A 12,398-nucleotide genomic window follows, 5' to 3' on the forward strand; every position below is an offset into this window, starting at 1 on the left:
ATCAGGGTCACTGCCGTTAAAGTAGTGGGCACAATGCCATCTATAGACATGACGGGTCGGAGCTTTACCCTTGCCGCGTTCTTCCGCTGTACGTTTCAGTCATTTCCTACCCTCACTTCTGCTTTTGCTTGCGGGGCTGGCGGCTGCGTACGTCAAGGACCTGAACGTCTTCTTCACTTCGCTGTTCAACGTGCTGCCTACGTTGGTGCTGTTGCTCGGCGGCGCTTATTGCGCGGTTTACCGACGTCAGCGTGAACTGTTTCTGATGGTCACGGTGTACATCGCCTACTACCTGCTCGACACCCAGACCGACTATTACCGCGACAACGGCAGAGTGCGTGAAGACGCCGCCGTGGTCTTTCACCTGTGCTGTCTGTTGCTGCCGCTGATGTTTGGCATATTCGCCGCGTGGCAGGAACGCACCCATCTGTTCCAGGACATGATTGCGCGTTTCGCAGTGTTGCTGGCCGTCGGCAGCGTGGCGTTGGGCCTGGAGCAAAGTTACCCACAGGCGCTGTTGATGTGGCTGTCGGAAATCCGCTGGCCAGCCCTGCATGGCGCGTGGATGAGCCTGATTCAGCTGTCCTACCCCGTGTTTATCGCCTCGTTCCTGCTGCTGAGCTGGCAATACTGGCGCAACCCCAGACCTTTGCACGCCGCCCAGTTGGTGGGTTTGCTCGGGTTGTTCTGGGCGTTGCCGAAGACGTTCATCCTGCCGTTCACCCTGAACATCATGTGCAGCCAGGTGATGTTGATGATTGCCGCGGCGGTTGCCCATGAAGCCTATCAAATGGCCTTCCGCGATGAGCTCACCGGTTTGCCTGGCCGCCGCGCGTTGAACGAACGCATGCAGCGCCTGGGGCGCAATTACGTGCTGGCCATGAGCGACGTCGACCACTTCAAGAAATTCAACGACACCCACGGCCACGACGTCGGCGATCAGGTGCTGCGGCTGGTAGCCAGCAAACTGTCGAAAATCGGCGGCGGCGGTAGGGCGTATCGTTACGGCGGTGAGGAATTTGCGCTGGTGTTCGCGGGCAAGACGCTTGAAGAGTGCATGCCGCACCTGGAAGTCATCCGCGAATCCATCGCCACCTACAACATTCAACTGCGTAACCAGGACAACCGTCCTCAGGATGACCAGCAAGGTCGTCAGCGTCGTGCCGGATCAGGGGCTTCGAGTGTGTCGGTCACCGTCAGCATCGGCGTCGCCGAACGCGTGGAACAGCGCAACCCGGAAAAAGTGCTCAAGTCCGCCGATGAGGCGCTCTACGCCGCGAAAGGCGCCGGGCGAAACTGCGTGGTGGCTTACGGTCAGAACCGTCGTGGTGCGGTGCGCGAGGCGGCTGCGGGTTGAGTGATGATGGCGCATTCAGCGTCTGGACTGTGATTGTGAGGCGTGGTCGGCGGCAGTAGGTTTGATCAATCTGCTGCCGGAGAAATGACCATGCCCGAGTACAAAGCTCCCCTGCGCGACATGCGCTTTCTGATCGACCACGTCTTCGACTTTCACAGCAACTACGCCGCACTGGGCGCCACGGATGCCAGCCCGGACATGGTCAATGCGATCCTCGAAGAAGGCGCGAAGTTCTGCGAGAACGTGCTCGCACCGCTCAATCGCAGCGGCGACGAAGAGGGCTGCCATTTCGACAACGGCGTGGTGACAACGCCTACAGGCTTCAAGCAAGCCTTCGCACAATACGTCGAAGGTGGCTGGCATGGTCTGGCGGCCGATCCCGCTTATGGCGGCCAGGGCTTGCCGAGTTCCCTGGGGCTGGTCATCAGCGAGATGGTCGGGTCCAGCAACACTTCCTGGGGCATGTACCCGGGCCTGACGCACGGCGCGATGTCGGCGATCCACGCCCATGGCACCGAAGAGCAGAAAAACACCTACCTGAGCAAACTCACCGCGGGCCAATGGACCGGCACCATGTGCCTGACCGAAGCCCATTGCGGCACAGACCTGGGCATCATCAAGACCCGCGCCGTGCCGGCAGCCGATGGCAGTTACGCGATCTCCGGCAGCAAGATTTTCATCTCTGCCGGCGAACACGACATGAGCGACAACATCATTCACCTGGTGCTGGCGAAACTGCCGGATGCGCCTGCGGGCACCAAGGGCATTTCGCTGTTCATCGTGCCTAAATTCCTACCCGATGCCGAAGGTGAGGCGGGTGCGCGCAACGGCGTTTCCTGCGGCTCGATCGAACACAAAATGGGTATCAAGGCCTCGGCCACCTGCGTGCTGAACTTCGACGAGGCCAAGGGCTTTCTGATCGGTGAACCGAACAAGGGCCTGAACTGCATGTTCACCATGATGAACCATGCGCGTCTCGGCACCGGGATGCAGGGTTTGTGTCTGGGGGAAGCGAGTTTTCAGGGCGCGATCAAGTACGCCAATGACCGTCTGCAAATGCGTTCGCTGACCGGCCCGAAAGTGCCGGAAAAAGCCGCTGACCCAATCATCGTCCACCCTGATGTGCGCCGGATGTTGCTGACCATGAAGGCCTTCAACGAAGGTAATCGCGCGCTCACCTACTTCACCGCGCAACTTCTGGATGCCGCGCACCTGAGCCCGGATGAAGCCGCGCGGCAGGACGCTGAAGACCTGTTGGCGTTCCTGACGCCGATCTGCAAGGCCTTCATGACCGACACCGGGCTGGAAGTGACCAACCACGGCATGCAGGTGTTCGGCGGCCACGGCTTCATTCGTGAGTGGGGCATGGAGCAGTTGGTTCGCGATTGCCGGATCGCACCGATCTACGAAGGCACCAACGGCATTCAGGCGCTGGATTTGCTCGGGCGCAAAGTGCTCGGCAGCCAGGGCAAACTGCTACGCGGTTTTACCAAAATCGTTCACAAGTTCTGCGCGGCGAACGCCGATCATCCGCAACTCGCCAGCTACGTGGCGCAACTCAACGGGTTGAATCAGCAGTGGGGCGAACTGACCACTCAGGTGGGCATGGCCGCGATGAAGAATCCGGACGAAGTGGGCGCCGCGTCGGTGGATTACCTGATGTACAGCGGTTACATCATCCTCGGTTACTTGTGGCTGCGCATGGCGCTGGTGGCTCAGGCACAGCTGGATGCGGGCAGCGGCGACGCCGATTTCTGCCGGGGCAAACTGGCGACCAACGAGTTTTACTTCAAGCGATTGCTGCCACGCACCGCCGCACATCGCGCGGCCATCGAAGCGGGTAGCGATTGCTTGATGAAGCTGCCGGCTGAGTTGTTTGCGCTGTAGCGGTTGCGTTTGAATAGCTTCGCGGGCAAGTCGGATCGCCGCATCGCTCGCTCCTACAGGTCATGCACCAAATCGAAATGGCGCAAACCCTGTAGGAGCGAGGCTTGCCCGCGAAGGCGTTCTGGCAGACACAAAAACGCAATGACCAAAAATTACAAAACGGTCACAGCCTGACCCTATGTGTCGCAAAAGTTGTTGGGTTACACTCGGACCCAACGAAAACACTCTTCCTACGAATCACCTGTAAAGATCCTGCGAGGTTTGCCATGGCTGACTACAAAGCGCCCCTGCGCGATATGCGCTTCGTCCTCAATGAAGTATTCGAGGTCGCCAAGCTCTGGGCCGAGTTGCCTGCACTGGCCGATACCGTCGACGCAGAAACCGTTGAAGCCATTCTTGAAGAGGCCGGCAAGGTCACCAGCAAAAGCATCGCGCCCCTGAGCCGTGCGGCTGACGAAGAAGGTTGCCATTGGGCGGACGGTGCTGTCACCACGCCGGCAGGTTTCCCACAGGCTTATCAGACTTATGCTGAAGGCGGTTGGGTCGGCGTCGGTGGCGATCCGACCTACGGCGGCATGGGCATGCCCAAGGCGGTTTCGGCCCAGGTCGAAGAAATGGTCAACTCCGCGAGCCTGTCGTTCGGCTTGTACCCGATGCTGACCGCCGGTGCTTGCCTGTCGATCAACGCCCACGCCAGCGACGAGCTGAAAGCCGCCTACCTGCCGAACATGTACGCCGGCGTCTGGGCCGGTTCCATGTGCCTGACCGAGCCTCACGCCGGTACAGACCTGGGCATCATCCGCACCAAGGCTGAGCCTCAGGCGGACGGTTCCTACAAAGTCAGCGGCACCAAGATTTTCATCACCGGCGGCGAACACGACCTGACCGAGAACATCATTCACCTGGTACTCGCCAAACTGCCGGATGCACCGGCGGGGCCGAAAGGCATTTCGCTGTTCCTGGTGCCGAAGTTCATGGTCAATGCCGATGGCAGCCTCGGCGCACGTAACCCGGCGACCTGCGGTTCGATCGAACACAAGATGGGCATTCAGGCCTCCGCGACTTGCGTGATGAACTTCGACGAAGCCGTGGGTTACCTGGTCGGCGAGCCGAACAAAGGCCTGGCGGCGATGTTCACCATGATGAACTACGAGCGTCTGGGCGTCGGTATCCAGGGCCTGGCCTCTGGCGAGCGCTCTTACCAGAACGCCGTTGAATACGCCCGCGACCGCCTGCAAAGCCGTTCGCCGACCGGCGCGCAGAACAAGGACAAAGTGGCCGACCCGATCATCGTCCACCCGGACGTGCGTCGCATGCTGCTGACCATGAAAGCCTCGAACGAAGGCGGCCGTGCTTTCTCGACTTACGTGGCGATGCAACTGGACACCGCCAAGTTCAGCGAAGATGCGACCACCCGCAAACGCGCGGAAGACCTGGTGGCGCTGCTGACCCCGGTAGCCAAGGCGTTCCTGACTGACCTCGGTCTGGAAACCACCGTTCACGGCCAGCAGGTTTTCGGCGGCCACGGTTACATCCGTGAGTGGGGCCAGGAGCAACTGGTTCGCGATGTGCGCATCACTCAGATCTACGAAGGCACCAACGGCATCCAGGCGCTGGACCTTGTAGGGCGCAAGATCGTTGGCAGCGGCGGGGCGTTCTACAACCTGTTCGCCGACGAGATTCGTCACTTCACCGCGACGGCCAGCGCTGAGCTGGACGAGTTCACCAAGCCGCTGAACGATGCTGTGACCACCCTCGACGAACTGACGGCGTGGTTGCTGGATCGGGCGAAAAACAACCCGAATGAAATCGGTGCGGCTTCGGTCGAATACCTGCAAACTTTCGGTTACGTGGCTTACGCCTACATGTGGGCACTGATGGCCAAGGCCGCCTTCGGCAAAGAAGCGCAGGACGATTTCTACGCGAGCAAATTGGGCACGGCGCGGTTCTATTTCGCACGCCTGCTGCCGCGTATTCACTCGTTGAGTGCGTCGGTGAAGGCCGGTAGCGAGTCGCTGTTCCTGCTGGACGCGGCGCAGTTCTGACAGTGTAACGTCATGTAAGCATTCTCTTACATGACGTGCTGCTTTTCTCCCATAGATGCAAATTGGATCCACGGCTAATCTACTTCACATGGACGTCGCGCAGGAAGCGCAAAGCAACAACACGGACACGTAGGATTCTGCCAGGACGGCGGAGTGAAATGGATGTCAGGGAAACAGTCTGCAAAGCCCCGCTTCGGCGGGGTTTTCTTTTGCCCGCAGAAAAGTAGTCAGCTCATCCCGTCCAGGGTTGTCGGGACTTCATTCGGGCCATTCATCACTTCTTCAAGCAAGGTCCGCAACAACGCCAATGACGCTTGTTGCCGTTGCACATCGCGACACACCAACCCGACTTTCAATGGCACCCGTGGCTCGGTCAGCGGCTTCCAGAGCAGTTCGTCATTGCCCAGCATCTTCTGCGAGCGGCCGGGCAGGACAGTCGCCAACCGGGTGTGCGGCAGGCTGTCGAGAATCCCCGCCATGTTGTTCAGTTCGGCCTGCACTTGCGGGCGTCGTCCCAGGCTGGCCAGTTGCGTCTGCCAGATCTGTCGCACCTGAAACTCTTCACCCAGCAGCAACATCGGCAACTCGGCGGCCTGACTCATGGAGACTTTCTTGAATTCACGCAGCGGATGATCCGCCGGGATGACCAGTGTCAGTTCATCTTCGTACAGCATCACGCCGTGTAGCCCCGGCTGACGGGGCGGCAGGTAACTGATGCCGATGTCCAGCGAACCGTTGAGCAGCCGTCGTTCGATTTCCAGTCCCGTCAGTTCATAGATCTGCACCACCAGGTGCGGCTGCGCCTTGCGCACGCGTTCGAGCATCTGCGGCACCAGGCTGGTGTGGACGGTTTGCAGCACGCCAATGGCCAGGGTGCGCAGCGCTTGTCCCTTGAAGTTGCCCAATGCTTCACGCGCCCGTTGCAGGCCGTCGAGCAAGGGCAGGGCGTGGTTGTACAGCGTGTGTGCGGCCAGGGTCGGCAGCAAGCGTTTACTGCTGCGCTCGAACAGGCTCACATCGAGGTGTTGTTCGAGCTGGCGAATCTGTTGGGAGAGTGCCGGTTGGGAGATTGAAAGCCGCTCGGCGGCCCGGCCCACATGGCCCTCTTCGTAGACCGCGACGAAATAACGCAGTTGTTTAAAATCCATAAGTTTTACTTATTGAAAATGCTGGTAAATCGAAATGGCTCAAGGTCCTGCCTGAGCCTAGTCTAACCGCATTCACAGGGCTTACAGGGCCATAGAACGCGATGACTACCGTTTACGCCGAAGGTGTTTACATAGGTAAGGCAAAACACTTCACACGAGGTGTTTTCGGATGAATTTGTTCAATTTACGACGCAACGCTCCCAGTCTTGATGACCTGAGCGCGGACACTTTCCTGTCGTACAGAAGTGACAATCTTTCCAGTGAGTGCCTGATGCCCAGTGTCGAGCGGCCGAAACAGATTTTTGTGCGCGGTCAGGGCTCCTGGTTGTGGGACAGCGAAGACCGCGCCTATCTGGATTTTTCCCAGGGTGGCGGGGCCAATAGCCTCGGACATAGCCCTTCGGTACTGGTCAACGCGATCACGGCGCAAGCTCAATCGCTGATCAACCCCGGTTTCGGCCTGCACAATCGCGGCATGCTCAACCTCGCCGAGCGGCTCTGCGTCAGCACTGGCAGTGACCAGGCGTACCTGCTCAACAGTGGCAGTGAAGCCTGTGAAGCGGCGATCAAACTGGCGCGCAAGTGGGGCCAGCAACATCGCGGCGGTGCGTCGCGGATCATCGTGGCCAACAACGGTTGCCATGGCCGTAGTCTCGGGACGATTCCGGCGTCGGACAGTTCCAGGCTGACCAACCGCTTCGAGCCGCAACTTCCAGGCTTCAGCCACGTACCGTTCAATGATCTGGCCGCTCTGCACGCCGCCGTTGATGCCCGGACCGTGGCAATCATGCTTGAGCCGATCCAAAACGAAGCCGGGGTCATTCCCGCTACCGAGGATTACCTCAAGGGTGTCGAACGCCTGTGCCGTGAGCTTGGCATCCTGTTGATCTTCGACGAAGTGCAAACCGGTCTTGGTCGACTCGGCACCTTACTCGCGGAACAGTCCTACGGTGTGCGAGCCGATATCGTCGTCCTCGGCAAAGGCCTGGGCGGTGGTGTGCCCTTGGCGGCGCTGCTGGCGCGAGGCAAAGCCTGCTGCTTCGACGTCGGCGAGCTGACGGGCACTCACCATGGCAACGCGCTGATGACCGCTGCTGGCCTGGCTGTGCTCGATAGTGTGCAGGACAAGGGCTTTCTCGAGCATGTCAGGGAAACTGGCCAGCACTTGTGCGAAGGCCTGGCACGTCTGGCTCATCGCTATGGACACGGCGAACTGCGCGGTCAGGGATTGCTCTGGGGTCTGACCCTGTCCGACGATTCGGCTGACGCCGTAGTCAAAGCAGCGCTGTACGAAGGCTTGCTGCTCGACGCCCCGCAAACCGATTGCCTGCGATTCACCCCAGCGCTCACGGTCAGTAAATCCAACATCGACGAAATGCTCCTGCGCCTGGCCCGCGCGTTTTCCCGCGTGCGCACCGCACAACTGCAATGCCGCAAAGGGATTGCCGTCTGATCAGAACCGCCCTACACGAATTCCCGAACCGTCTCGCGGTATAACGCATCGCCCCACGTTTGATTCTTTTTACGTGGGGCGTTTTTTTTGTCTGCGAACTCATTCGGGCAACGACAGTGGGCCAAGACTCGAACTGAACCCTGACGAACGGCGCAGGTCGATTGGTTGTGTGGCTCACGTGAGCCCACTTCAATTCAGGAGCTGCCCCATGGATTTCATTCGCATCCTCTTCGCCATTCTGTTGCCGCCACTGGGCGTGTTTCTGCAAGTCGGTTTCGCTGGCGCGTTCTGGCTGAATATTCTGCTGACGTTGTGCGGATACATTCCGGGGATCGTGCATGCGGTGTACATCATCGCCAAGCGCTAAGGTTCGCAGCGCAAGATAGATCGCATTCGCTGGCAAGCCAGCTCCCACAGAGTTTGTGCACGCTGAAGATCCTGTAGGAGCGTGGCTTGCCCGCGAAGGGAACGACACGGTTTCAGCTTTCGAGCGCCATCACCCGCCGATAAAACAACCACTCCTGCTCCAGCGCATGGGCCTGATTACCGGCCTTGCGGAAGCCGTGACGCTCGTCCGCGTAATAATGCGCCTGTACCAGAATGCCGTTTTGCTGCAGCGCCTCGGCCATGTCGCGGGTCTGTTGCGGCACGACCACAGCGTCCAGTTCGCCCTGAAAGAAAATCACCGGCACGCTGATGTTGCTCGCATGCAGCAGGGGTGTGCGTGCGGCGTAGCGCTCGGCGTCCAGCTCGGGATCGCCAATCAGCCAATCCAGGTAATCGCCTTCGAACTTGTGGGTTGCGCGGCCCAGGGCAACGGGATCGCTGACGCCGTAAAGGCTGGCACCAGCGCGAAAGACCTTCTTGAACGCCAACGCACACAGCGTGGTGTAGCCGCCGGCACTGCCACCGCGAATAAACGCCTGGTCGCCATCGATCAATCCGCGCTCGGCGAGATGGGCGACTACTGCGCAGGCATCTTCCACATCCACTTCACCCCAACTCAAATGCAGCGCCTGGCGATAGCCCCGGCCGTAGCCGCTGCTGCCACGGTAGTTGAGGTCGGCCACGGCGAAGCCGCGTTGTGCCCAGTACTGGATGCGCGGATCAAGCATCGGGTAGCACGCTGATGTCGGGCCGCCGTGGATGAATACCACCAGCGGCGGTTTCGCTTCGCCGGTCATCGCAGGGTAGAAGAAACCATGAGCCTCGCCCGAACCGCTCGGGTAGCGCAGGGTTTGTGCGATGCTGATCTGATCGGCGGGCAGCGGCGCGATTCCACCGGCCAATACCCTGACGGCTCGGGTCTTGCGGTCGATGGCGATCACGGCTGATGAACTGACCGGCGAAGCGGCGATGCAGTAGATGAATTGTTCATCCAGTGCGAGATGTCGGAATCGGCTGTAGTCCCCGGTGAAATCTTCTGTAGCGTCACCGCCAATGCCCAGTCGGCCGAATCCGCCTTCGGTCCAACTGGCCAGATATCTGTTTTCACTCAAGGGCAGCCAAGTGCAACCACCCAACTGCCAGGGCGCGGGTCCATGATCCGCCGCAGCGCTGGGCAACGGGCGCAACCCATCGGAAGACTCCGCCCACGGCTGCCAGTAACCGCCGCGATCCGTCAGGCAAAGCAGTCGGCCACGGTCATCAAATCGCGGTTGTTGCAACGACTCCTGAATATCTTCACCCGCCAGGCAGCGCACTTGAGCGTAACGGCCATCGCTCTGGCGCTCGGCAACCATCAGGCGCGTCGCGGTCCATGGCTGGTCCGGACGGCTCCATTCGATCCAGGCCAGCCGTCGAGCATCGGGGCTCAGTGTCGGCGAGGCATAAAAGTCAGCACCCTCGGCCAACAGATGCCGCGTGCTGTCCGCCAGATCGATGGCCACCAGTCGATGCCGATCCCGATGTTCTTCAACGGCCAACACTTGCCCATTGGCAAATTGCAGATCGCCGTAGCGGCATTCACCGGACGTCAGCGCTTCGGGCGTTTCGCCTTTGAGCGATTGGCGATACAGCTGCTGATCCGCCTCGTTGACGAAAACCAACCCGTCATCTGTCAGACAGAACGCTCCGCCGCCATATTCGTACACCCGACTGCGCACGCTGAAACCCATTGGCGTCAGGCAATGGGCCTGGCCATCACGCCAATGCCAGATTCGACAAGCGGCGTCCTCGGGACGGTACTCGTTCCAGAACAGGCCATGCTGGCCAACCTGCAGTTCGGCAAAGTCGACACCGGCAGCGACCGCTTTGGCGGCGCTGAAGGGTTCAGCTTTTTGCGATGAGTCGTGAGTTTCGTTCATTGCGAAAGGCCAGTTGTTCGATGGTCTGGGTCGCGTGCTCGGCTTCTTCGCGGGCCTTGATAATCACGCCGTGATGTTCCGACTTGCTGCACACCGGGTCGGCGTTGCTGGCGTCACCGGTGAGCATGAAGGCCTGGCAGCGGCAGCCACCGAAGTCCTTTTCTTTCTCGTCGCACGAGCGGCAAGGCTCGGGCATCCAGTCGTAACCGCGAAAGCGGTTGAAGCCAAACGAGTCGTACCAGATGTGCTGCATGCTGTGGTCGCGCACGTTAGGAAACTGCACCGGCATCTGTCGGGCGCCGTGACACGGCAGCGCGGTTCCGTCCGGGGTTACTGTCAGAAAAATACTGCCCCAGCCATTCATGCAGGCTTTCGGGCGTTCTTCGTAATAGTCCGGCGTGACGAAAATCAGCTTGCACGGATGCCCTTCGGCTTCCAGTTTTGCGCGGTATTCGTTGGTGATGCGTTCGGCCCGGACCAGTTGTTCCTTGGTCGGCAGCAGTCCGACCCGATTGAGCTGCGCCCAACCGTAGAACTGGCACGTGGCGAGTTCGACGAAGTCCGCCTCAAGGGCGATGCACAGCTCGATGATCCGGTCGATCTTGTCGATGTTGTGCCGATGGGTGACGAAATTCAGCACCATCGGATAACCATGTGCTTTCACTGCGCGAGCCATTTCCAGCTTCTGCGCGAAGGCCTTTTTCGACCCGGCCAGCAAGTTGTTCACCTGCTCGTCGCTGGCCTGGAAGCTGATCTGGATATGGTCCAGGCCGGCCTTCTTGAAGTCGCTGATTTTCTGCTCGGTGAGGCCGATGCCGGAGGTGATCAGGTTGGTGTAGAAACCCAACTTGCGCGCCTCGGCAATCAGTTCGGCGAGGTCCTGGCGCACCAGCGGTTCACCGCCGGAAAAGCCCAGCTGCGCCGCGCCCATTTCCCGTGCTTCGCGGAACACCTTGATCCACTGCTCGGTGCTCAGCTCTTTGCCTTGCTCGGCGAAATCCAGTGGATTGGAGCAGTACGGGCATTGCAGCGGGCAGCGGTAGGTCAGTTCGGCCAGCAGCCACAGCGGCAGGCCGATTTCCGGTTTGGGCGGTAACTTGTCCGACACGGAATCAGGCAAGTTCGATCCAGTGCTGAGCACGGGCGACCTCCATGAATTGCTCGATGTCATCACCGAGCTCCGGCACGCCAGGGAACTGCGCGTCGAGTTCGGCGATGATCGCCGCGACGTCACGTTCGCCGTCGATCAAACCGCCGATCAGCGCGGCGCTTTCATTCAGTTTGATCATGCCTTCCGGGTACAGCAGCACATGGCCTTTCTGCGCCGGTTCGTACTGGAACCGGTAGCCTGGACGCCAGGTTGGGGTCTTGCTGCGATCAAAACTCATAAGCTGATTCCTTTGTGCCAGACCCGTTGCTCGGTCACGCTGTGATACGGCGGGCGTTTCAGTTCGTAGGCCATGCTCATGGCATCGAGCATGCTCCAAAGAATGTCCAGTTTGAACTGGAGAATTTCCAGCATGCGCTCCTGTCCTTCACGCGTCGTGTAGTGCTGCAAGGTGATCGCCAGACCGTGTTCGACATCGCGGCGCGCCTGGCCCAGACGGGTGCGGAAATATTCGTAACCGGCCGGGTCGATCCATGGGTAATGCTGCGGCCAGCTGTCGAGGCGCGACTGGTGGATCTGCGGCGCGAACAGCTCGGTCAATGAGCTGCTGGCGGCTTCCTGCCAACTGGCCCGGCGGGCGAAGTTGACGTAGGCGTCCACGGCGAAACGCACGCCGGGCAACACCAGTTCCTGCGAGCGCAGTTGGTCCGGGTCGAGGCCGACGGCCTGTCCCAGACGCAGCCACGCTTCGATGCCGCCGTCTTCACCGGGGGCGCCGTCATGGTCGAGCAGGCGTTGAATCCACTCGCGACGGATTTCCCGGTCCGGGCAGTTGGCCAGAATCGCGGCGTCCTTCAGGGGGATGTTCACCTGATAGTAGAAGCGGTTGGCGACCCAGCCCTGGATCTGCTCGCGGGTCGCCCGGCCTTCGTACATCGCCACGTGATAGGGGTGATGGATATGGTAATAGGCGCCCTTGGCGCGCAGGGCGGTTTCGAATTCGGCGGGGGACAGTGGGGTGTCAGTCATTTCGGTCTCCGGGGAACAACCGGTGGATTCTGTTGTGTCTGTTCGGACGCCTTCGCGGGCAAGCC

General features: G+C 60.2%; 10 protein-coding genes. 5 read left to right on the plus strand and 5 right to left on the minus strand.

Annotated features, from left to right (window positions below):
* Window positions 1-70 precede the first annotated feature (70 nt).
* The 3 genes from IB246_RS07650 to IB246_RS07660 all read left to right on the plus strand — a co-directional run bounded on the left by IB246_RS07650 (window position 71) and on the right by IB246_RS07660 (window position 5,289).
* Window positions 71-1,357, plus strand: a complete 1,287-nt coding sequence (locus IB246_RS07650; RefSeq protein ID WP_008035909.1) for a GGDEF domain-containing protein — start codon at window positions 71-73, stop codon at window positions 1,355-1,357.
* 90 nt (window positions 1,358-1,447) lie between these two features.
* Window positions 1,448-3,244 (plus strand): acyl-CoA dehydrogenase C-terminal domain-containing protein, encoded by a 1,797-nt coding sequence (locus IB246_RS07655; protein WP_008035910.1) that lies wholly within the window; start codon window positions 1,448-1,450, stop codon window positions 3,242-3,244.
* Window positions 3,245-3,510: 266 nt separating this feature from the next.
* Window positions 3,511-5,289 carry an acyl-CoA dehydrogenase C-terminal domain-containing protein gene (locus tag IB246_RS07660; RefSeq protein ID WP_008024204.1) on the plus strand — a complete coding sequence of 593 codons (1,779 nt, stop codon included), beginning with the start codon at window positions 3,511-3,513 and terminating at the stop codon, window positions 5,287-5,289.
* A gap of 227 nt (window positions 5,290-5,516) precedes the next feature.
* On the opposite strand, the gene IB246_RS07665 is transcribed toward IB246_RS07660, so the two are convergent.
* The gene (locus IB246_RS07665; RefSeq protein ID WP_008024202.1) at window positions 5,517-6,437 is read right to left on the minus strand and encodes a LysR family transcriptional regulator; all 921 of its coding nucleotides are present in this window, start codon (window positions 6,435-6,437) and stop codon (window positions 5,517-5,519) included.
* Between the two features lie 169 nt (window positions 6,438-6,606).
* Here IB246_RS07665 and IB246_RS07670 point away from each other — a divergent pair, with 169 nt between their 5' ends.
* Complete coding sequence (locus IB246_RS07670; RefSeq protein ID WP_008035913.1) at window positions 6,607-7,890, plus strand: aspartate aminotransferase family protein; 1,284 nt, start codon at window positions 6,607-6,609, stop codon at window positions 7,888-7,890.
* A 208-nt stretch (window positions 7,891-8,098) separates the two neighbouring features.
* Window positions 8,099-8,257 carry a YqaE/Pmp3 family membrane protein gene (locus tag IB246_RS07675; protein WP_008035914.1) on the plus strand — a complete coding sequence of 53 codons (159 nt, stop codon included), beginning with the start codon at window positions 8,099-8,101 and terminating at the stop codon, window positions 8,255-8,257.
* Between the two features lie 112 nt (window positions 8,258-8,369).
* Here the strand turns inward: IB246_RS07675 and IB246_RS07680 are convergent, their stop codons facing one another.
* The 4 genes from IB246_RS07680 to pqqC are packed head-to-tail and all read right to left on the minus strand — an operon-like array spanning window position 8,370 to window position 12,333.
* Window positions 8,370-10,196, minus strand: a complete 1,827-nt coding sequence (locus IB246_RS07680; RefSeq protein WP_008035917.1) for a S9 family peptidase — start codon at window positions 10,194-10,196, stop codon at window positions 8,370-8,372.
* A complete protein-coding gene (gene pqqE, locus IB246_RS07685) occupies window positions 10,162-11,337 on the minus strand; it encodes a pyrroloquinoline quinone biosynthesis protein PqqE (protein WP_008035918.1) in 1,176 nt (391 codons plus the stop codon). Before pqqE ends, IB246_RS07680 begins: the two co-directional genes overlap by 35 nt.
* Window positions 11,309-11,584 (minus strand): pyrroloquinoline quinone biosynthesis peptide chaperone PqqD, encoded by a 276-nt coding sequence (gene pqqD, locus IB246_RS07690; RefSeq protein WP_008024193.1) that lies wholly within the window; start codon window positions 11,582-11,584, stop codon window positions 11,309-11,311. Before pqqD ends, pqqE begins: the two co-directional genes overlap by 29 nt.
* On the minus strand, window positions 11,581-12,333 hold the full coding sequence (pqqC, locus tag IB246_RS07695; protein WP_008035929.1) for a pyrroloquinoline-quinone synthase PqqC: 753 nt from the start codon (window positions 12,331-12,333) through the stop codon (window positions 11,581-11,583). The genes pqqD and pqqC overlap by 4 nt, the downstream gene beginning before the upstream one ends.
* Between the last annotated feature and the right edge of the window lie 65 nt (window positions 12,334-12,398).

Origin of the sequence: Pseudomonas sp. PDM01, assembly GCF_014852325.1 — a bacterium.
Taxonomy (GTDB): domain Bacteria; phylum Pseudomonadota; class Gammaproteobacteria; order Pseudomonadales; family Pseudomonadaceae; genus Aquipseudomonas; species Aquipseudomonas migulae.

Bases quoted from the DNA above. Each gene is read 5' to 3' on its own strand.
- IB246_RS07655 (WP_008035910.1), top strand. From the start codon at position 1,448: ATGCCCGAGTACAAAGCTCCCCTGCGCGACATGCGCTTTCTGATCGAC.
- IB246_RS07660 (WP_008024204.1), top strand. From the start codon at position 3,511: ATGGCTGACTACAAAGCGCCCCTGCGCGATATGCGCTTCGTCCTCAAT.
- IB246_RS07665 (WP_008024202.1), bottom strand. From the start codon at position 6,437: ATGGATTTTAAACAACTGCGTTATTTCGTCGCGGTCTACGAAGAGGGC.
- IB246_RS07670 (WP_008035913.1), top strand. From the start codon at position 6,607: ATGAATTTGTTCAATTTACGACGCAACGCTCCCAGTCTTGATGACCTG.
- IB246_RS07675 (WP_008035914.1), top strand. From the start codon at position 8,099: ATGGATTTCATTCGCATCCTCTTCGCCATTCTGTTGCCGCCACTGGGC.
- IB246_RS07680 (WP_008035917.1), bottom strand. From the start codon at position 10,196: ATGAACGAAACTCACGACTCATCGCAAAAAGCTGAACCCTTCAGCGCC.
- pqqD (WP_008024193.1), bottom strand. From the start codon at position 11,584: ATGAGTTTTGATCGCAGCAAGACCCCAACCTGGCGTCCAGGCTACCGG.
- pqqC (WP_008035929.1), bottom strand. From the start codon at position 12,333: ATGACTGACACCCCACTGTCCCCCGCCGAATTCGAAACCGCCCTGCGC.